An 18,507-nucleotide genomic window follows, 5' to 3' on the forward strand; every position below is an offset into this window, starting at 1 on the left:
ACGGTCGCGACGAACGACGGACGGGCTCGCGCAGGCGGGCCCGTTTTCGTAAGGGCGTGACCACGGGCGCGAAGCAAGCGCCGCAGGCGGCCCTCCTCGACCGTGCGGGGCCATCCACAGCACACCTCATAGAAGGACGATCGCCATGACGACAGCCGTGCTCGGGGTGATCGGCGGTTCCGGGGTCTACGACCTGCCCGGCCTGGAGGAGGTTCGCGAAGAGGTGATGGAGAGCCCCTGGGGCGAGCCCTCCGACGCCCTGCGGATCGGCAGGATCGGCAGGACCAAGGTGGTGTTCCTGGCCCGCCACGGCCGCGGCCACCGCCTCTCGCCCTCGGGCATCAACTACCGGGCCAACATCGACGCCCTGAAGCGGGCCGGGGTCACCGACCTGGTGTCGATCTCGGCCTGCGGCTCGTTCCGCTCCGAACTCCACCCCGGCCTGTTCGTCCTCGTCGACCAGTTCGTGGACCGTACCTTCGGGCGGGAATCCTCGTTCTTCGGAAACGGCTGCGTCGCCCACGTGCCCTTCGCGCACCCGGTCGGCCCCGTCCTCCAGGCCCGCATCGCGGCGGCCGCGGCGGCCGAGAACCTGCCGGTCCACAAGGGCGGCACCTACGTCTGCATGGAGGGACCGCAGTTCTCGAGCTTCGCCGAATCCAAGACCTACAAGGGCCTCGGCTACGACGTCATCGGCATGACCAACCTGCCCGAGGCCAAGCTCGCCCGCGAGGCCGAGATCACCTTCGCCACCATCGCGATGGTGACGGATTTCGACTGCTGGCATCCGAGCCACGACGACGTCGACGTGGCCGCGGTGGTGGCGGTGGCCCGCGCCAATGCCGACAAGGCCGCCCGCCTCGTCGCCCGCCTCGCCCGCGACTTTCCCGCCGAGCGCGAGGATTGCCCGGCCGGGTCGCATCGCGCGCTCGACGGCGCCGTGATGACCGCCCCGTCCCACCGCGACCCCGATCTCGTCGCCAGGCTCGACGCGGTGGCCGGGCGCGTCCTGCGCGGCTGATCCGCCGGAGGATGCGTCCGGACGGCAGGATTATGCCGGTGACAGCCTTTCCATCGGGCGAAGGTTCGCACTAGAAGGCGGGCACGTCATCCGTCACCCGTCACCATGAGCGAGCCTGTCACGATGCGCGCCGCGAGCATCAGCCGCCGCACCGCCGAAACCGACGTCGCCGTCACGGTGGCGCTCGACGGCACCGGTCGCTGCGCGATCTCCACCGGGGTCGGCTTCTTCGACCACATGCTGGAGTTGTTCGCCCGCCATTCGCTGTTCGACCTCGACGTGGCCGTGACCGGCGACCTCCACGTCGACCACCACCACACGGTGGAGGACACCGGCATCGCCCTCGGCCAGGCCTTCGCCAAGGCGCTGGGCGACAAGCGCGGCATCGCCCGCTACGCCGACATCCACCTGCCCATGGACGAGGCTTTGACCCGCGTGGCGGTGGACATCTCGGGTCGCCCGTTCCTCGTGTTCCGCACCGCCTTCCGCGTCGAGAAGATCGGGCAGTTCGACACCGAACTGGTGCGCGAGTGGTTCCAGGCCTTCGCGATGAACGCCGGTATCACCCTGCACGTCGAGACGCTCTACGGCGACAACGCCCATCACATCGCCGAGAGCTGCTACAAAGGGTTGGCCCGCGCCTTGCGCGCCGCCGTGGCGATCGATCCGCGCGAGGACGGCCGCGTGCCCTCCACCAAGGGCTCGCTCTGACCGTTCCGCCCCAGGGCCGCGAGGTTTGACAGGATGCGCACCTACACCCTCCACCTGCCCGAGCACACGCTGGCGGGCGAGACCCAGGAGATCGACCGGGCCCAGGTGGTGCCGGACGGGTTCTCCTGGCCGGCCTTCGCCTACGGGCCGCTGTGGTTCCTCTACCACCGCCTGTGGCTCGCCGCCCTCCTCGTCACCGTGTTGCTGGTGGGTGCGGTCGTCCTCGGCCAGGTCCTGAACCTGCGGCCGGTGGCCGGCGCCGCCGTCGCCCTCCTGATGCAACTGCTGATCGGCCTCGAAGCGTCGAGCCTGCGCCGCTGGACCTACGCCCGCCAGGGCCGGCCGGTGCGCGACGCGGTGGTCGCCGGCAGCGCCGAGGAGGCCGAGATCAAGGTCGTGGGCCGCTGGCTCGATCCGGCCCGGGCGGCGCGCCCCCCGGCCGCGCCGTTCCCGTCCGCCTCGTCGCGCGTTTCGGAGGGTGTGATCGGCCTGTTCCCGTTCAGCGAGGACCGGCGGTGAGCGGCGAGACCGTCGCGATCATCGACTACGGATCGGGCAACCTGCATTCGGCGGCCAAGGCGTTCGAGCGCGCCGCCCGCGAGGCCGGCCTCGATGCGACGCGGATCACGGTGACCGACGATCCCGAGACCGTGGCGCGGGCCGACCGCGTGGTGCTGCCGGGTGTCGGCGCCTACGCCGACTGTCGGCGCGGCCTCGACGCGGTGCCCGGGATGGTCGAGGCGATGACCCATGCCGCCAAGGCGCGCGGCCGCCCCTTCCTCGGCATCTGCGTCGGCATGCAGCTCCTGGCGACCCGAGGCCTCGAGCACGGGACGACGCCGGGCCTCGATTGGATTCCCGGCGACGTCGCGCCGATCAGCCCGTCCGATCCCGACCTGAAGATCCCGCACATGGGCTGGAACACGCTGGTCGCCGACCGCGACCAGGCGTTGCTCGCGAACATTCCCACCGGCGAGACCGGGTGGCACGCCTACTTCGTCCACAGCTACGCCCTGCGCCCGCGCGAGGCCGGCGACGTGGTGGCGCACGCCGTCTACGGCGGTCCGGTGACGGCGCTCGTGGCACGCGACAACGTCGCGGGCACGCAGTTCCACCCCGAGAAGAGCCAGCGACTGGGCCTCGCCCTGATCGCCAATTTCCTGCGCTGGGCGCCCTGACCCGGCCCCCTGTTCTCCGACCGCGACCGATGGCGAGCTGACCCCGTGATCCTGTTTCCGGCAATCGATCTGAAGGAAGGGCGCTGCGTTCGCCTCGTCCAGGGCGACATGGCCCAGGCCATCGTGTTCAGCGACGACCCCGCCGCCCAGGCCGCGGTGTTCGAGGAGCAGGGCTTCTCCTGGCTGCACGTGGTCGACCTCGACGGGGCCTTCGCCGGCGCGCCGATGAACGCGGCCGCCGTCGATGCGATCCTGGCGCGGGTGAAGCTGCCGGTGCAGCTCGGCGGCGGCATCCGAGAGATGCGCACCCTCGAATCCTGGATCGCCAAGGGCGTCAGCCGTGTCATCATCGGCACGGCGGCGGTGCGCGATCCCGCCTTCGTGCGCGAGGCCGCCCGCCTCCACCCCGGCAGGATCGCGGTGGGCATCGACGCCAAGGACGGCCGCGTCGCGGTGGAGGGTTGGGCCAAGACCTCGAGCATGACCGCCGAGGAGCTCGGCCGTCGCTTCGAGGACGCCGGCGTGGCCGCGCTCATCTACACCGACATCTCGCGCGACGGCATCCTCAAGGGCCTCAACATCGAGATGACCCTGGCGCTCGCCCGGGCCGTGACGATCCCGGTCATCGCCTCCGGCGGCCTCGCCTCCATCGCCGACGTGCACCGCATGCTCGAACCCGATTGCGCGGTCCTGGCCGGCGCGATCACCGGGCGCGCCCTCTACGACGGCCGCATCGACCCCAAGGAGGCGCTCGCCGCGATCCGCCGGGCGAAGGGCGGCGCGCTGTGATAGAATGCAGGCCGATGCAGTTGCATGGTGCGAGGCTGAGATGACGGCCGTGACGAAGACCGCGCCCCTCCCGGCCGCCGGTGTGTCCTACACACAGGACTTCTACACCTGGACGCAGGAGCAGGGCGCACGGCTGCGGGCGGGCGACCTCGACGCCCTCGACCGCGAGAACCTGGCCGAGGAGATCGAGAGCTTGGGCCGCAGCCAATTCGACAGCCTGGTCGGCGCGTGGCGGATCGTGATCCTGCACATGCTCAAATGCGATCATCAGCCGTCGAAGCGCACGCGCAGTTGGGCGATCTCCATCGCGACGCATCGTTCCAACGCTGGCTTCGTTCTGAAGGACAGTCCCGGACTGAAAAGCAGGCGTGAGGAAGCTTTGGCACGTGCCTACCATGGAGCACGCCTCGAAGCTTCGAAGGAGACGCGCCTGCCACTGAAACGCTTCCCCCTCGACTGCCCCTATACCCTCGACGAGGTGCTGACCCGTCCCTTCGCCATCGACCCCGACGACACTCCCTGAGGGGACGCGGGTTTCGTCACGAAACCGGCGTCCACGTTCCTGAAACCTGCCGAGAGGCCGCGTGCTCAAGACCCGCATCATCCCCTGCCTCGACGTCAAGGACGGGCGCGTCGTCAAGGGCGTGCAGTTCCTCGAACTGCGCGACGCCGGCGATCCGGTCGAGGCGGCCAAGGCCTACGACGCGGCCGGTGCCGACGAACTGTGCTTCCTCGACATCACGGCGAGCCACGAGGCCCGCGGCACGCTGCTCGACGCCGTCAGCCGCACGGCCGAGGCCTGCTTCATGCCCCTCACGGTGGGGGGCGGGATCAGGACCGTGGCCGACATCCGCACGCTGCTGCTGGCGGGGGCCGACAAGGTCTCGATCAATACGGCCGCCGTGAACGACCCCGACTTCGTGGCCGCCGGTGCCATGAAGTTCGGCAGCCAGTGCATCGTCGTGGCCATCGACGCCAAGCGCACCTCGGGCGAGGGCGAGCCGTCCGCCTGGGAGATCTTCACCCACGGCGGCCGGACCCGCACGGGCATCGACGCCATCGCCTTCGCCCGCACGATGGCCGCGCGCGGGGCGGGCGAACTCCTCGTCACCTCGATGGATCGCGACGGGATGCGCTCGGGCTACGACCTGGCCCTCACCCGGGCCATCACCGATGCGGTCTCGATCCCCGTCATCGCCTCCGGCGGCGTCGGCAGCCTCGACGACCTCGTGGCGGGGGTCCGCGACGGCGGCGCCAGCGCGGTGCTCGCCGCCTCGATCTTCCATTTCGGCCAGCACACGGTGCGGGAGGCCAAGCGCCACATGGCGGCGGCCGGCCTGTCAATGCGCCTCGACGACGGCGAGGCCGCGCCGTGATTCCAGGGTTCGGAGCCGCATGACTGAGTTCACCCTCGGCGATCTCGAAGCGCTGGTGGCGGTGCGGGCGCAGGCCCCGCCGGACCGATCCTACACGGCCAAGCTCCTGGCCGGAGGCCCGGCCAAGGCCGCCAAGAAGCTCGGCGAGGAAGCGGTCGAGGCGGCCATCGCCGCCGTCCAGGGCGACCGGGCGGGCCTCGTCGCGGAGGCGGCCGACGTGCTCTACCATCTCCTCGTGGTTCTCAAGGGCGCCGAGATCGGCCTCGACGAGGTGCTCGCCGAGTTGGAGCGCCGCACCGTGCAGTCCGGGATCGCCGAGAAGGCGGCGCGGAGGCCGGCGTGAGCGAGCGCGACGCGATCCGGCCGACGCCGGCCCTGGGGCAGCCCCTGGGGCAGGACCCCGTCACCGGAGACGGGCCCGAGCGGCTCTCCCCCTATCGCATCTTCCCCCGCGAGGATTGGGCCCGGCTGCGCGCGGACACGCCCCTGACGCTCACCGCCGAAGACGTGACGCGGCTGCAGTCCCTCAATGACCCGATCTCGCTCGAGGAGGTGGTGGCGATCTACCTGCCGCTCTCGCGCCTGCTCTCGCTCTACGTCGCGGCGACGCAGGGGCTGTTCAAGGCGACGCAGCGCTTCCTGCTCGCCGAGCAGGATGCCAAGGTGCCCTACATCATCGGGGTGGCCGGCTCGGTGGCGGTGGGCAAGTCGACCATGGCCCGCGTCCTCAAGGCGCTGCTGGCGCGCTGGCCCAACACGCCCAAGGTCGACCTCGTCACCACCGACGGCTTCCTCCTGCCCAACGCCACCCTGCAGCGCATGGGCGCCATGGACCGCAAGGGCTTTCCCGAGAGCTACGACACCGCCGCCCTCCTGCGCTTCCTCACCGACATCAAGGCGGGCAAGAAGCGGGTGGCGGCGCCGCTCTACTCGCACCTCGTCTACGACGTGGTGCCCGGCGAGGAGCGGGTGGTGGAATCCCCCGACATCCTGATCGTCGAGGGCCTCAACGTGCTCCAGCCCGCCCGCCTGCCGCGGGACGGCACCGCGATCCCGTTCGTGTCGGACTTCTTCGACTTCTCGATCTACCTCGACGGTCACGAGGACGACCTGCACCGCTGGTACCTCAACCGCTTCCTGCGCCTGCGCCTCACCGCCTTCCGCGATCCGCTCTCCTACTTCCGCAAGTACGCCGAGGTGACGGAGGCCGAGGCCCTGGAGATCGCCGACCGGCTGTGGACGACGATCAACCTGCCCAACCTGCGCGACAACATCCTGCCCACACGCCAGCGGGCGAGCCTGATCCTGGCCAAGGGCGCCAGCCACCGGATCGAGAGCGTGGCGCTGCGCCGGTTGTGAGCCGGGGCCGGCTTTTCAGGACGCCTCGGTCCCCGAGCCGAGCGGATACGCAGCCTCCACCACATACGGCCCGCCGCCCTTCGACTCCCGCGCCGAGAACAGCGCGACGCGGCTCGCGGTGAAGGTGAGCGGCGGGAAGAAGCCGGCCTCGACGAGATAGCCAGCCACATCCATCGCCGAGACCTCGCGGCGCAGGCGCGCCAGGGTGACGTGCGGTGTGAAGGCGCGGCGCTCGGGCTCGGCGCCGGCCTGGCGGCAGATCCGCTCGTGCTCGGCCTGGAGCGCGTCGAGCTCGCGGCAGGGGGCGAGCGTGGCGATGATCGCGCGCGGCTTGTCGCCGCCGAAACTCGCGAGGCCCGACAGGGTGACGGACAGAAGCCCGCGCGGGCGCGACCGGGCGAGGAGGTCGTGGACCTCCTCCGCCAGGGGAATCTCCACGTCGCCGAGGAAGCGCAGGGTCACGTGGAAGTCCGGGGGCGCGATCCAGCGGGCGCCCGGCAGCCCGGCCTGACGGCGCGCCAGCGCCTCGGCGATGTCGGGCGGGATCTCGAGGCCGGTGAAGAGGCGGGGCATCGCGGGGCGACTCCGGGTTCGGGTGTGGGCGGTTCGGTCAGACCGTCTCGCCGACCATCGCCCGCCGCTGGCGGTCGAGTTCTTCGCTGTAGCGCTTGAGCGTATGGCTCTCGGTGAGCAGCCCGACGACCCGGCGGGTGTCGCGGGCGTCGAGCACGGCCAGGGCCTCGCTCTCGCTGCGGTCGAAGGCAGCTGCGGCGGCCTTGGCGTTCATCTCCGGCACGAGGAAGGCGTCGCGGTAGCGCACCAGGTCCGACAGCGGCGGCGGGGTCTCGGCCGAGGCCCGCGCCGCGGCGTGGGCCTCGGGCACGAGAACGATGCCGGCATAGCGCCCGGTGACGTCGACGGTCACCACCCGAGAGACCGAACCGAGGGGATGGGCGACGAGGAAGGCGTCGAGCGGCGTCGCGACATCGATCGTGGCCACGTCCCGGCGCATCAGCGCGCCCACCGTGAGGCTGCGGATCCAGCCGATGTCGTGGGCGCTGCGGATGCTCTCGCCGCGCAGGTGGAAGCGCCAGGTGGCGAAGGAATAGCCGAAGGTCTTGCGCACCGTCAGCGAGGAGGCGATCACCGCCGCGAGGACCAGCCCGGTGATGGGCAGGCTGCCGGTGAGTTCGAGGGCCAGGAAGGTCATGGTGAGGGGGCCGCCGATGACGGCGACGGCCAGAGCGCTCATGCCGACCACCCCGTAGGCCAGCGGCGTCAGGCCGAAGCCGGAAAGGCCCGGCAGCATCTCCGTCATCAGGACGGCGAAGACCTTGCCGGCCAAGGCGCCGAGGAACAGCGAGGCGAAGAACAGGCCCCCGCGAAAGCCCGAGCCGATCGAGATCGCCGACGCCATCGCCTTGGCCGCGAACAGCACCATCAGGGCGAGGGCACCGGCCTCGGGCACGGCGTGCCCGAACTGCAGGTGGAGGGCGCCGTGACCGCCCGAGAGGACCTGGGGCGACACCGCCAGCGCCAGGGCGCCGACGCACAGGCCGCCGAGGATCGGGGCGAGGGCGGCCGGCAGGCGGCTGGCGCGGACCCCGGCCTCGACCAGCGTCACGCCGCGCATGATCGCGATGCCGAGGCCCGCGCAGATCAGCCCGAGGGCGAGGCTCGGCAGGATGTCGAGCGCGCTCAAGGGGGCGGTGGTGAAGGTCTCCGGCAGGGTCGCGGCCACGAGGGGCGGCTGCGCCAGGACCGCCTTGGCGACGAGGCTGCCGCACAGGGCCGCCACCACCACCGGCGTCAGGATCGCGATGGAATAGGTGCCCACGATCAGTTCGAAGGCGTAGAAGGCGCCCGTGAGCGGCGCCCCGAAGGCCGCGGCGATGGCGGCGGCCGAGCCGCAGCCGACGAGGGTGCGCAGGTCCGAGCGCCGCAGCTCGAAGGCGAGGCCGAGGCGCGAGGCGAGCCCGGCGCAGAGCTGGGTGTAGCCGGCCTCCAGGCCCACCGAGGCGCCGCTGCCGTTGGAGATCACGTTCTGGAGCGCGAGGAGGCCGGAATCGCGCACCGACATGCGGCCGCCGTGCAGGGCGTTGGCCTCGATGGGATCGATCATCGCCCGGCGCGGCCGCTCGCGCCGCCACGACATCCACACCAGCAGCACGCCCAGTCCGACCCCGCCGACGGCCGGGCCGAGGATCGTCACGACCGGGTCGAGGTCGGTGGCCGCGCTCAGGCGTGCCCCGGCGGGCAACCGATAGAGGGTCTCGCGCAGGGCCTGGGCCGCCAGGCTCATCGCCGCCACGGCGAGGCCCGCGACGCAGCCGACCACGGCGGCCAGGATCACGAGCCCGATCTCGCCCCCGCGCACCAGCGCCCTGAGCCGGGCGGGCACGCGGTTCACGGCCGCCTTCGGGGCGGGTGACGGTGCGTGGATCGTCATGACCGACGGCTCGACCGACCCCGATCGATCCCCTGGTTCCTACACTCTGCTGTCGGCATGGCCCCATGAGGCGCCAACCCGATCGATCGTCAAGGGCGGCCCCGAAGAAGACGCGGCTTGCGCTTGAAAAGCCGGCACGGGCGGGATACACGCCCCTCATGTGCCGCCGTAGCTCAGTTGGTTAGAGCACCAGATTGTGGATCTGGGGGTCCCCCGTTCGAGCCGGGGCGGTGGTACCATAGGTTTCTCGAATTGACCGAAGGGGTTGGCTTGTTGCCGGCCCCTTTTGTCGTTCGGCATCGCTGACGGGAGAGGCTGCTTGGCGAGCGCACGGTCAGCGGCGGTTGCCAAGCCCGTCGCTGATGGACGAGCACGTCTCGAGCTCGATGGTCACCTGCCTCGCGTCGACCATGCGCTTCCCGTAGCTTCGCATGTCGGCTTCGCCCGCAGCCGCGCGGAGACTTTCCGGCCGACGATCACCCAGGGTCACGGTGAAGCGAGGCCGCCTGTTCTCAGCTTGAAATCATCGGACCGCGCTCCGGTGCCCCTCGGGGCGGTGCGGAACCGGAGCGTGGTGGTGCCCACGGGAAGCGGGAGCGTGACCGCGCCGGGGCGCTGCCGAATGCGGGCGTCGGTGACCTCGGAGCCGTCCAGGAACCAGTGCGGCGGGATCTCGACCGTGAGGCCGTCCAGGGCGCGCGGCGCGGTCAGGCGAACCGTGACGCCGTCGCCCTCGCGCCGGGCATCGAGGGCGACGCCGTCCCGGGCCGCCCACCAGGCGCCGAAGTCGTCGACGCTCCCGAACCAGGCCCGGTCCCGCATGGCCCTGGTGAAGCCTCTCACGAACTCGAGCTTGTGGCCGAGGATGTTGGGATGGACCAGGACGGGATAGATGCCGCCGTCGCGGGCGATCTTGCGGGCGACCTCCAGGGATTGCGGCAGGCGCAGGCCCATGAGGGGCGCCCGCTCGTCCTCCACCGTGAGGGGGAACTCGAAGATTCCCGTTTCGGCCTGCGCCCCGCGGCCGTAGGTGAGGCGGACCGGCAGGTGCGAGAGCGCGTTGCCCGCGGTCACGGACGAGCTGTAGCGATACCCCGTCGCTTCGAGCGCCTGGGGCAATCCGCCCGGGTTCGACAGGTGGCCCGGGCGAAAGCTGACCACCTTGGCCGGCGGCGCCAGGGATTCGACGAGGAACTTGCTGACACGCAGTTCCCCCAGGATGGTGCCGTCGCGGGCCTCGTTGCGGTTGACGACGATCGGGCGGTAGGCGGGATATTGCTCCTTGCCGTCGCCCATGGGGAAATCCCGGAAGATCCAGGAGTGTGCGACGGTGTGGCTGCCGAGTTCCATCCCGAGCTCCCCGAGCCGCCTGAGATGGGCGGCGGATTCGTCCGTCAGGATGATCTCGTCGTTGTAGTCGCGCAGGTACTTGGTCTGGATGAAGAAGGTGCCCCGCACGCCGAACTCCTTGAGCAGTTCGGCATAGGCGACCGCGTTGGGCAGGGAGCGGGTGAAGTCCACGTCGAAGGTCATCATGACGGCGAGCGCCTTGCCGTCCGGCACCCGTCCGAGGCTCACCGCCAGCGGTTCGCCCTCGCGCCAGACCTGCCGCAGGAAGCGCAGGACCAGGTCGTTCTGCGGCGAATAGGCGTTGACGTAGTCGCGCTCGATGTCGGCGCCGCGGGCGTTCTGGCCGATCAGCAGCAGGAAGCCCGGATCGAAGCCGAGGGCATAGGCCGCCCCGCCCGTGGGGAAGCGCCGCCGTGTGATCGCCGCCGTGCCGTCCTCGAAGAAGGCCAGCGCGTCCGCTGCCTGGCCGTAGCCGTGGGTGCCGAGCTGCGCCTCCGGATTGCGGGCGGGATCGCCGAAGCGCACGGTCTGCTCCTCGGGCTCGTCGAAACCGAGCCAGGTCCGGCTGGCCCCCGAGAAGCTCATGGCGAAGCGCTTTCGCGAGGGCTGGACGTCGCCGAAGCCGAACACCTCCTTGAGGCCTCCACCGAGGACGTTGGCCGCCAGGAGCGTTCCGCCGCCCTGCGGATGAGCGGCCAGGGCCCTGAGTTCGTCGGGCTTGAGCACCAGCCCCGAGACGTAGGGATAGACCAGCACGACCTTGGACCGAACCGCCTCCGCCACGTCCCGGGTGAGCGTGAAGGGCACGCCCAGGCTCTTCAGGCCGTGGACGAGGCCGAGCCAGGCCGATGCCTCGTCCGTGAGCAGGATGGCGAGGCGGGCGGTGTCCCCGTCGCGGTAGCTGCGCCAATCCGCGGGGCTCGGCGGCTTCACCACCGAGGTTCCGGCCGGGCCCGACAGGCCGCCGAAGATGAAGATCCGCGACCGGTAGTACAGGACACCGAGGGCGATGGGTGTGAGGAAGACGAGGACGAGAAGACACAAGCCGACTTTCCGCCACAGGTCGCCCTGCTGCCTCGAGGCGCCGTCGCTCATGGTCCACCGTCATCCAGCCCGCGGGCGAGGCTAAGCCCGCAGGGTCAACGGGGGGTTAAGCGCGATCACTGCCCCGAAGGCGCGATGGCGGCAGCGTTCCTTAAGCGAGCGCCAACCCTCGGGCGCATACCCTGGCGGCGGTCCTCGCGTGAGGCCGCGCGGCACAGTGGATGACAGCGAAGATGAGCCCTCGGGCAAGGCGTATGGCAGGCTCCTTCTCCGCCGTGACCCTCGCGCTCACGATCCTGCAGCAGGGAGGTCCCGCCATGAGCCGAACGGTCGATGGCGGGTCGCCGTACCGGTCAACCCTTTGCCGCACCGGGGACGGCCGGCTGACGATCGCCGATGCGCCGGCCGGATCGACCCCGGCCGAGGGATGCCGCACGCTTTCCCTCCCGGTGCCGCCGGCCAGCGTCGCCTGGGTCGGCGCGGTGGCGCGATCCGATCCGCCGGGACGCGACCGCCTCGTCCTCTCCGGGACCGGGCAGGGAGCCGGCTTCACGGCCTCGGGTGTCGGTTTCGAGGAGCCGCCGACGCCGTCGCGCGCCACCCCGCTGGCCCTCGACCGGTCCCTGATCCCGGCGATGACCGCGCGGACCTTCGGCGTCGAGGAGCGCGCCGTCGTGAGCCGCACCGAGGAGGCGGTGACCCTGCGCTGCGGCCCCGGCGTCAGGCCGGCCGGCGTGGTTCTCGATCCCGGCCCGGCGCGACTGCCCGACGGGGCCCGCCTCACCCTGCGCTGGCACGTCACGGGCGATCCCGGTTTCTCGGCGTCCGTGGCCGGTCCGGCGAGCGAGGGAGAGGCCGCCGCTCTTCCCATGGACGGCCGCCTCGACCGGACACCGCCGGCGGGGGACTCGCCACGGTTCGTCCTGGCCTGCCCGGCGTCCGCCGGCACGACGACCCTCCTCGACCTGCGTCTCGTTTCGCAAGCCGCGAATGGCGAGGCCGTCCGGCCGCCGCTGTCGGCCTGGGCCTGGCGCCCGCACCGCTGGCGCGAGGCGCCGGACGACCTCGTGGCCGAAGCCCTGGCGCGCCGGATCACGCGCCTGTTCGTCAGCGTCGCGATCGCCGAGGACACCATCGCCGAGGAGGCGCGGTTCTCGACGTTCGTCGGGCTCGCCCGGGCATCGGGCATCGCCGTGGCGGTGGTGGAAGGAGATCCCGGCATGGCGCTGGACGAAGGCCGAGCGGCGGCACTTCGCCGGCTCGGCGCTCTCGTCGCCTATCAGCGGCGCGCAGCCCCCGAGAGCCGCCTGGCGGGCGTGCAATACGACATCGAGCCCTATCTCCTGCCCGGATTCCAGGCCCACCCGGATGCCATCCTGCGCGGCTGGGCCACCACCCTCGACGCCCTGTCGGCGGCGGCCGACCCCCTCGACCTCGACCTCGTGCTGCCGTTCTGGCTGCCGCTCCACCCTGCCGCCGGCCTCGTGATGCCGGCGGTCGGGCGCGGGGCGAGACGCGTCACCGTGATGGCCTACCGCACGACGCCGGCCGAGATCGTGGCGGCCGCCGAGCCCCTGCTCGCCTGGACCGCCTCCGCGGCGAGGCCGCTGCATGTCGCCCTCGAGGCCGGGCCGGTGACCGACGAGACCGCGCGGACCTACCGCCCCGCCGACAGCGGCGATCTCCTGCTGCTGCCGCAGGCCGGAGGCGATGCCCTCGCCCTCCTCCTGACGACGCCAATCGGATCGCCTGCGTCAGGTCGAATCTACGCCCTGGAGCGTGAAAGCGTGGCTCCGGCCTCGCGCGTGAGTTTTCTCGGCGATCGCCAGCGACTCGATGACGCCATCGCGCAGATCTCGACCGGCCTCTCGGCGTGGTCGAGCTTTTCCGGCCTCGCCCTGCATGGGGTGATCGACTGAACGCACGCGCCGGCTGCTTCACGGCGAGTTAACCACCATCGGACAAAGCTGTGACCTCGTCAGACTATCCTTGAAGGCCCCCAGGGTCGGCGTCGCGTGATCGCGGCGGTGGTCCGCGTCCCAAGCGGGTTCGTCGCGTGAGTTGCCAGCCTTCGCCTTCCCGACGCCGACCGCTCCGACCGCTCCTGCTCCTCGCCGTGGCGAGCCTGTCCGGGATCGCGGCCGCCGCACCCGTGCGGGCCCAATCGACCGACGACGTCACCGCCGAACGCCTGTCGCGCGAGGGTACGAGCGCGCGCCAGGAGGGGCGCGTCGATGAGGCGATCGCCGCCCTGAGCCGCGCGACCGCGCTGCGGCCGGCGGACACCGACACCCGGCTCCAGCTCGGCCTCGCGCTGTTCGCCAAGGGCCGCTTCGACGAGGCGGGTGCCACGTTCCGCACGGTGCTGGCCGAAGCCCCCGCCTACGACGACGCGCGGGCCGGCCTGGTGCGGGTCTCGCTGGCCACCAAGGACCTCGACGGGGCCGAGCGGGAGTTGGCCACCCTGAGGCGGAATTCGCCGAACGACCCCGATGTGAAGGCCCTCGAAGCCCAGTTGGCGGCCGCGCGAAAGCCGCCGCCGGAGGCGCGACCGGCGATGCCTGCGAGTGCCGCGACGACGCCGGGGCCCGAGGCTGCCCGCACGGAAGCCCGGAGGCCCTTCGTCGAGGGTCAGGCGGCGCGCAAGGCCGGACAGTTCGACCGGGCCATCGCGCGCTTCTCCGACGCCGTCGCCCTCGATCCCGACGACGTCGACGCGCAGGTGGAACTCGGCCTGTCGCTGATCGCCCGGAACCGCTTTCCCGAGGCGCGCGCGGCCTTCCTCAAGGCGCTGGCCCGCACGCCGGACTACGGCGACGCCCGGCTCGGGCTCGCCCGCATCGCCTATTACGAGAAACGTCCCGCCGAGGCCGCCCGCGAAATCGGCATCCTGCTCGCCCGCGAGCCCAGGAACCGAGAGGCGCTCGACCTCCAGGCCCGGATCGCCCGTGCGAGCGCGGACCTCGTCGCGGCGGCCGAGAAGGCCGCCCGCGACCGCGAGGCCCAGCGGATCGAGCGCGCCAGGAAGCAGGTGCAGGAGGCCGAGAGACGCAGCCGGGACGAGGCCCAGGCCCTGCGCAAGGCGGGACGGTTTCCCGCCGCCGAGGCGATCTACCGGACCCTGCTGCGGGCCCACCCGCGGGATGCCGACCTCCTCGTCTCGGCGGGCGCGATGGCCGCCTTCCAGGGCAAGGCCCGCTTCGCCGACGCCCGCCGCGACTTCGAGGCGGCGGAGGCGATCGCCCCTGACTCCGCCGATGCGATCCTCGGCCTCGCCCGCGTCGATCTCTACGAGAGCCGCCTCGACGAGGCTGCGGCGCGCATCGCCCGCGTGCTCGCCCGCCGGCCGGAGAACACCGAGGCGCAGGCCCTGTCGGCGCGGGTGATCCTCGCTCGAGGGGAGCCGGCCGAAGCGGAAGGGATCTTCCGTCAGCTGCGCACACGCCTGCCGCAGGACCCCGACATCCTGCTGGGACTGGGCGATTCCCTGCGCGGAACGTTGCAGGACGACGAGGCCCGCGTCGTCTACCGCGACGCCGCCGCCGTCGATCCGGCCTCGGCCGAGATCGAGGCCCGGCTCGCGCAGGCGATCCGCCCGCGCTGGCGGCTCGACCTCGACGGGTCGGTGAGCAGCCTCACCCGCGACGGCGACGGCTGGCAGGAGGGCAGCGCCCGCCTCGGCTACGCCCTGAACGAGCGCACCACGATCTCGGGCGGCGTCGAGGTCACGAACCGCTTCAGAATCGTCAACACGCTCATCGACGCCCGCCTCGACCATCGCTGGTCGGATGCTTCGACGAGCTACATCCGCCTCGGCGGATCGCCGGACGCGGTCTACCGGCCGATCGTCTTCACCGAGGCCGGCGGATCCTTGCGCGTCTGGAAGGGCAACGCGCATCTGGGAGCGACCCTGCTGACCCTGGACGCCGGCTACGCCAAATACGACGCCATCGAAGTCGAGACGGCGAGCCCCGGGCTGCAGCAGTATTTCCTCGACGGACGCCTCTGGATCTCGGGCAGGGTCATCGGCACGCTGGCGAATTCGCGGGCGACGACGCGCGCACCCGACGGGTTCGCCTTCGTGCGCGACCGCCTCGACAAGTTCGGCGGCTATTCGGTGCGGGTGGACGGCATGCCCACCGACCGCCTGACGCTGTTCGTGGGCTGGGCGGATGCGCCCGACACCTCCGACGGCCGGGTGATCCCCACCCGGGCACTCTACGGCGGCGGCATCTACGACATCGACGACACCGTCAGCGTGAAATTGTCGGCCTCGCACGAGGACCGGGTCAAATCCTTCGACCGCACCAGCGTGAGCGTCGGCCTCACGACGCGCTTCTGATGGCGCGTCCGGGCCCCCCTCCCCCCGCGCGCACGACGCGACATCCTCACGAAGGCGCAACGGTTCCGTGCCAGGGTCGGGCGGACGGACATTTCGGGCCTCGCACGTGTTCCTGACCCTCATCTGGGAGATCTCGCTGGGTCTCGCGGCCCTCTCGCTGGCGACGATGACGGTCCTCGTCGGGCTGCGCCTGAAGAGCGTCGGGCGCCTGCGCGACGAGGCGCAGCGGCGCGAGACCCTCCTCGGCCTGATGCTGGAATGGACCGAGACCGGCTACGCCAGCCAGGCCGCCGCGATCACCGAGGCCCTGTCGCGGGACCAGAAGCTCGCGACGGACCTCCTCGTCGAGGTCTTCGAGATCGTGCGCGGGGAAGGCCAGCAACGGCTGGCGGCCCTGGCCGAAGCGGCCGGGATCGGGGACCGCCTGCGCCGCGAGCTCGCGACGGGGCCGGTGCGCAACCGCCTCGCCGCCGCCGAAGGCCTCGCCTGGTTCCCGTCGGCGGCGACCTCGCAGGCCCTGGGCAAGGCCGTCCTCGACCGGCACGACGACGTCAGCTTCACCGCCGCGACGACCCTCTCGGCCCACGGCAGCGACCTCATCTTCGATACGGCCCTGATCGCCCGGCTCGCCCAGGCCAACAGCTCCCGCCGCATCGAACTGGTGCTGGCCCAGTTTGCGCAGACGCGGCCGGAAGCCCTGCTCGACCTCGTCGTCGACCCTCGGCAGAGCGACCGCATCCGCACCGCGGGCCTCGACGCGCTGACGCAGACCGGGATCGAGGGCATCCTCGAACTGATCCTGTCCCTGGAACACGCGCCCTCCACCGACATGCGGGTGGCGGTGGCGCGCAACCTCGGCAGCCTCGGGCACCCGGACGGCTACGGCACCATCGCGCGCTACCTGTCCGACGAGCGCTGGGAGGTCCGCTGCAAGGCGGCCGAGGCGGTGGGGCGCGTGGGGCTGCTCGAACTCGGGCCGCAGCTCTGCGACCTCCTGCTCGACGACAACTGGTGGGTGCGCCACCGCGCCGGCGAGGCCCTGGCCCGGCTCGGCGACTTCGGGATCGGCGCCCTGCAGGAAATGGTGGCGCTGGCCGGCCAGACGACGCTCGGCCAGACCGCCGAGCACGTCCTTGCCGAACGCAAGCGACGCGCGTGATGGATCGGGAGAGCGCGTGATGGACCTGACCGGCTTCGACCTCTCGATGGGGACGATCGTCACCTCGACCCTCGAGATCGTCCTGCTCATCGTGATCGGCACGGGCCTCATGCAGAACGGGCTCTACGTGCTGCAGCTCGTGCTGGCGATGCGGGAACTGGCGACGCAGCGCCCGGAGAAGCGCGCGAGCCTGCTCTGGCGGCGCTACGCCGAGATCAGCCCGCCGATCTCGCTGCTGGTGCCCGCCTACAACGAGGAACTGTCCATCGTCGACTCGCTGCGCTCGATGCTGGCGCTCAACTATCCCGACTTCGAGGTCATCGCCGTCAACGACGGCTCCAAGGATTCGACCCTCCAGACGATGATCGACGGGTTCGGGTTGAAGCCGATCCTGCGTCACTACACGGAGGTCGTGCCCCACGAGCGCGTGCGCGGGCTCTACGGCTCGCCGGACTATCCCCGGCTGCTGGTCGTCGACAAGGGCAACGGCGGCAAGTCGGACGCGCTGAACGCCGGCATCAACCTGTCGCGGTTCCCGATCTTCTGCGCCGTGGATGCGGATTCCATCCTCGAGAGCGACGCCCTGCTCCGGGCGGTCCAGCCCTTCATCGACGATCCAGTGCGGACGGTGGCGGTGGGCGGGACCATCCGCATCGCCAACGGCTGCCGGATCGAACGGGGACGGGTGCTGTCCTTCGGCCTGCCGCGCAACCTCCTGGCCCTGTTCCAGACGATGGAATACCTGCGCGCCTTCCTGATGGCGCGTCTGGCCTGGAGCCGCCTGCGGACCCTGACCATCATCTCCGGCGCGTTCGGGCTGTTCAAGCGCCAGACCGTGATCGAGGTCGGCGGCTACAGCCACCGCACCGTGGGCGAGGACATGGAACTCGTCGTCAAGATCCACCGCCACCTGCGCGAGCGCGCCCAGGATTACCAGATCGTGTTCGTGCCCGAACCCGTGTGCTGGACCGAGGCGCCGGAATCCTGGACGGTGCTGGGCCGTCAGCGCAGCCGCTGGCAGCGCGGCGCGCTGGAGACCTTCTTCCGCCACCGCGACATGCTGTTCCGCCCCCGCTACGGCCGCATCGGCCTCTTGGGCTTCGGTCACGTCCTCGTCGTGGACGTCCTGGGACCGCCCATCGAGGTGCTCGGCTACTTGCTGGTGCCGATGCTGTGGATGCTCGGCCTGCTGTCGGTGGAGTACCTGCTGGCGTTCCTGGCCCTGACCTTCGTGTTCGGAATCTTCGTGAGCGTCGCCTCGCTCATCCTCGAGGAGATCGAGTTGCAGCGCGTCCCCCGCGTCATGGACCTCGTCCTGCTCACCGGCATCGCGGTCATCGAGAACTTCGGATACCGCCAGATCTCCAATTTCTGGCGCCTGCGCGGCATGTGGCAGTACCTGCGCGGCGCCCAGGGCTGGGGCGTGATGAGCCGCGTCGGCTTTCGCGGGGCCTGAGGCCGGCCGTGGACGACAGTGTCGCGACGGGTTGCCCACAACAATCGATCCGGATCTCACCTGATCTTTCGACGCGGCAAAGAATCGCAAAACCGTCGTCAAGACAACGCTTCATCGCAAGGATACCGTCATATGATCCAACGGTATCTTCAACATTTTTCACATTCATGATATGTATAGTGAACTCCTTATCGGACGATGGAAATCTTTATCGACTTCGGCGCGCGATGACGTTGAAGTTAATTTAACGAACCGCCCGCACTCTCGGGCCGA

Annotated in this window: 16 protein-coding genes and 1 tRNA gene; 14 read left to right on the forward strand and 3 right to left on the reverse strand. The window is 71.0% G+C overall.

Annotated elements, in window-relative coordinates:
* Window positions 1-145: 145 nt before the first annotated feature.
* The 9 genes from ASG40_RS01835 (at window position 146) to coaA (ending at window position 6,434) form a co-directional block, all read left to right on the forward strand.
* Complete coding sequence (locus tag ASG40_RS01835) at window positions 146-1,021, forward strand: S-methyl-5'-thioadenosine phosphorylase (RefSeq protein WP_055879563.1); 876 nt, start codon at window positions 146-148, stop codon at window positions 1,019-1,021.
* Between the two features lie 123 nt (window positions 1,022-1,144).
* Window positions 1,145-1,732: an imidazoleglycerol-phosphate dehydratase HisB gene (gene hisB / locus ASG40_RS01840; RefSeq protein ID WP_055879566.1), complete on the forward strand. Its 588-nt coding sequence runs from the start codon at window positions 1,145-1,147 to the stop codon at window positions 1,730-1,732.
* A gap of 33 nt (window positions 1,733-1,765) precedes the next feature.
* Window positions 1,766-2,251 carry a DUF2628 domain-containing protein gene (locus ASG40_RS01845; protein ID WP_055879569.1) on the forward strand — a complete coding sequence of 162 codons (486 nt, stop codon included), beginning with the start codon at window positions 1,766-1,768 and terminating at the stop codon, window positions 2,249-2,251.
* Window positions 2,248-2,910 carry an imidazole glycerol phosphate synthase subunit HisH gene (gene hisH, locus ASG40_RS01850; RefSeq protein ID WP_055879572.1) on the forward strand — a complete coding sequence of 221 codons (663 nt, stop codon included), beginning with the start codon at window positions 2,248-2,250 and terminating at the stop codon, window positions 2,908-2,910. The genes ASG40_RS01845 and hisH overlap by 4 nt, the downstream gene beginning before the upstream one ends.
* 45 nt (window positions 2,911-2,955) lie before the next feature.
* Window positions 2,956-3,699, forward strand: a complete 744-nt coding sequence (gene hisA / locus ASG40_RS01855) for a 1-(5-phosphoribosyl)-5-[(5-phosphoribosylamino)methylideneamino]imidazole-4-carboxamide isomerase (protein ID WP_055879575.1) — start codon at window positions 2,956-2,958, stop codon at window positions 3,697-3,699.
* Between the two features lie 40 nt (window positions 3,700-3,739).
* The gene (locus tag ASG40_RS01860) at window positions 3,740-4,222 is read left to right on the forward strand and encodes a DUF29 domain-containing protein (protein WP_055879578.1); all 483 of its coding nucleotides are present in this window, start codon (window positions 3,740-3,742) and stop codon (window positions 4,220-4,222) included.
* Between the two features lie 61 nt (window positions 4,223-4,283).
* Window positions 4,284-5,075, forward strand: a complete 792-nt coding sequence (hisF, locus tag ASG40_RS01865; RefSeq protein WP_055879581.1) for an imidazole glycerol phosphate synthase subunit HisF — start codon at window positions 4,284-4,286, stop codon at window positions 5,073-5,075.
* 19 nt (window positions 5,076-5,094) lie between these two features.
* Window positions 5,095-5,418 carry a phosphoribosyl-ATP diphosphatase gene (locus tag ASG40_RS01870; protein ID WP_055879585.1) on the forward strand — a complete coding sequence of 108 codons (324 nt, stop codon included), beginning with the start codon at window positions 5,095-5,097 and terminating at the stop codon, window positions 5,416-5,418.
* Between the two features lie 32 nt (window positions 5,419-5,450).
* Window positions 5,451-6,434, forward strand: a complete 984-nt coding sequence (coaA, locus tag ASG40_RS01875; protein WP_055881099.1) for a type I pantothenate kinase — start codon at window positions 5,451-5,453, stop codon at window positions 6,432-6,434.
* A gap of 15 nt (window positions 6,435-6,449) precedes the next feature.
* On the opposite strand, the gene thpR is transcribed toward coaA, so the two are convergent.
* Both thpR and ASG40_RS01885 read right to left on the reverse strand, forming a co-directional pair.
* The gene (gene thpR, locus ASG40_RS01880; RefSeq protein ID WP_055879588.1) at window positions 6,450-7,007 is read right to left on the reverse strand and encodes an RNA 2',3'-cyclic phosphodiesterase; all 558 of its coding nucleotides are present in this window, start codon (window positions 7,005-7,007) and stop codon (window positions 6,450-6,452) included.
* 37 nt (window positions 7,008-7,044) lie between these two features.
* Window positions 7,045-8,883, reverse strand: coding sequence for a chloride channel protein (locus ASG40_RS01885; RefSeq protein ID WP_055879591.1), 1,839 nt, complete (start codon window positions 8,881-8,883; stop codon window positions 7,045-7,047).
* A gap of 162 nt (window positions 8,884-9,045) precedes the next feature.
* Here ASG40_RS01885 and ASG40_RS01890 point away from each other — a divergent pair.
* A tRNA-His gene (locus ASG40_RS01890) sits at window positions 9,046-9,122 on the forward strand.
* Between the two features lie 247 nt (window positions 9,123-9,369).
* On the opposite strand, the gene ASG40_RS01895 is transcribed toward ASG40_RS01890, so the two are convergent.
* Entirely contained in the window at window positions 9,370-11,328 is a 1,959-nt protein-coding gene (locus ASG40_RS01895; protein WP_055879594.1) for a polysaccharide deacetylase family protein, read from the reverse strand.
* Window positions 11,329-11,594: 266 nt separating this feature from the next.
* Between ASG40_RS01895 and ASG40_RS01900 the strand changes: the two genes are divergently transcribed.
* The 4 genes from ASG40_RS01900 to ASG40_RS01915 all read left to right on the forward strand — a co-directional run bounded on the left by ASG40_RS01900 (window position 11,595) and on the right by ASG40_RS01915 (window position 18,234).
* Window positions 11,595-13,196 carry a hypothetical protein gene (locus ASG40_RS01900; RefSeq protein ID WP_156387504.1) on the forward strand — a complete coding sequence of 534 codons (1,602 nt, stop codon included), beginning with the start codon at window positions 11,595-11,597 and terminating at the stop codon, window positions 13,194-13,196.
* Window positions 13,197-13,393: 197 nt separating this feature from the next.
* A complete protein-coding gene (locus ASG40_RS01905; RefSeq protein ID WP_055879601.1) occupies window positions 13,394-15,619 on the forward strand; it encodes a tetratricopeptide repeat protein in 2,226 nt (741 codons plus the stop codon).
* Window positions 15,620-15,725: 106 nt separating this feature from the next.
* A complete protein-coding gene (locus ASG40_RS01910; RefSeq protein WP_055879604.1) occupies window positions 15,726-16,778 on the forward strand; it encodes a HEAT repeat domain-containing protein in 1,053 nt (350 codons plus the stop codon).
* A gap of 19 nt (window positions 16,779-16,797) precedes the next feature.
* Entirely contained in the window at window positions 16,798-18,234 is a 1,437-nt protein-coding gene (locus ASG40_RS01915; protein WP_244472231.1) for a glycosyltransferase family 2 protein, read from the forward strand.
* Window positions 18,235-18,507: the final 273 nt, after the last annotated feature.

The sequence above is a fragment of the Methylobacterium sp. Leaf399 genome (assembly GCF_001424525.1).
GTDB lineage: Bacteria > Pseudomonadota > Alphaproteobacteria > Rhizobiales > Beijerinckiaceae > Methylobacterium.

Bases quoted from the DNA above. Each gene is read 5' to 3' on its own strand.
- ASG40_RS01915 (WP_244472231.1), top strand. From the start codon at position 16,798: ATGGACCTGACCGGCTTCGACCTCTCGATGGGGACGATCGTCACCTCG.
- hisB (WP_055879566.1), top strand. From the start codon at position 1,145: ATGCGCGCCGCGAGCATCAGCCGCCGCACCGCCGAAACCGACGTCGCC.
- ASG40_RS01835 (WP_055879563.1), top strand. From the start codon at position 146: ATGACGACAGCCGTGCTCGGGGTGATCGGCGGTTCCGGGGTCTACGAC.
- ASG40_RS01900 (WP_156387504.1), top strand. From the start codon at position 11,595: ATGAGCCGAACGGTCGATGGCGGGTCGCCGTACCGGTCAACCCTTTGC.
- ASG40_RS01860 (WP_055879578.1), top strand. From the start codon at position 3,740: ATGACGGCCGTGACGAAGACCGCGCCCCTCCCGGCCGCCGGTGTGTCC.
- ASG40_RS01895 (WP_055879594.1), bottom strand. From the start codon at position 11,328: ATGAGCGACGGCGCCTCGAGGCAGCAGGGCGACCTGTGGCGGAAAGTC.
- ASG40_RS01870 (WP_055879585.1), top strand. From the start codon at position 5,095: ATGACTGAGTTCACCCTCGGCGATCTCGAAGCGCTGGTGGCGGTGCGG.
- thpR (WP_055879588.1), bottom strand. From the start codon at position 7,007: ATGCCCCGCCTCTTCACCGGCCTCGAGATCCCGCCCGACATCGCCGAG.
- ASG40_RS01845 (WP_055879569.1), top strand. From the start codon at position 1,766: ATGCGCACCTACACCCTCCACCTGCCCGAGCACACGCTGGCGGGCGAG.
- ASG40_RS01885 (WP_055879591.1), bottom strand. From the start codon at position 8,883: ATGACGATCCACGCACCGTCACCCGCCCCGAAGGCGGCCGTGAACCGC.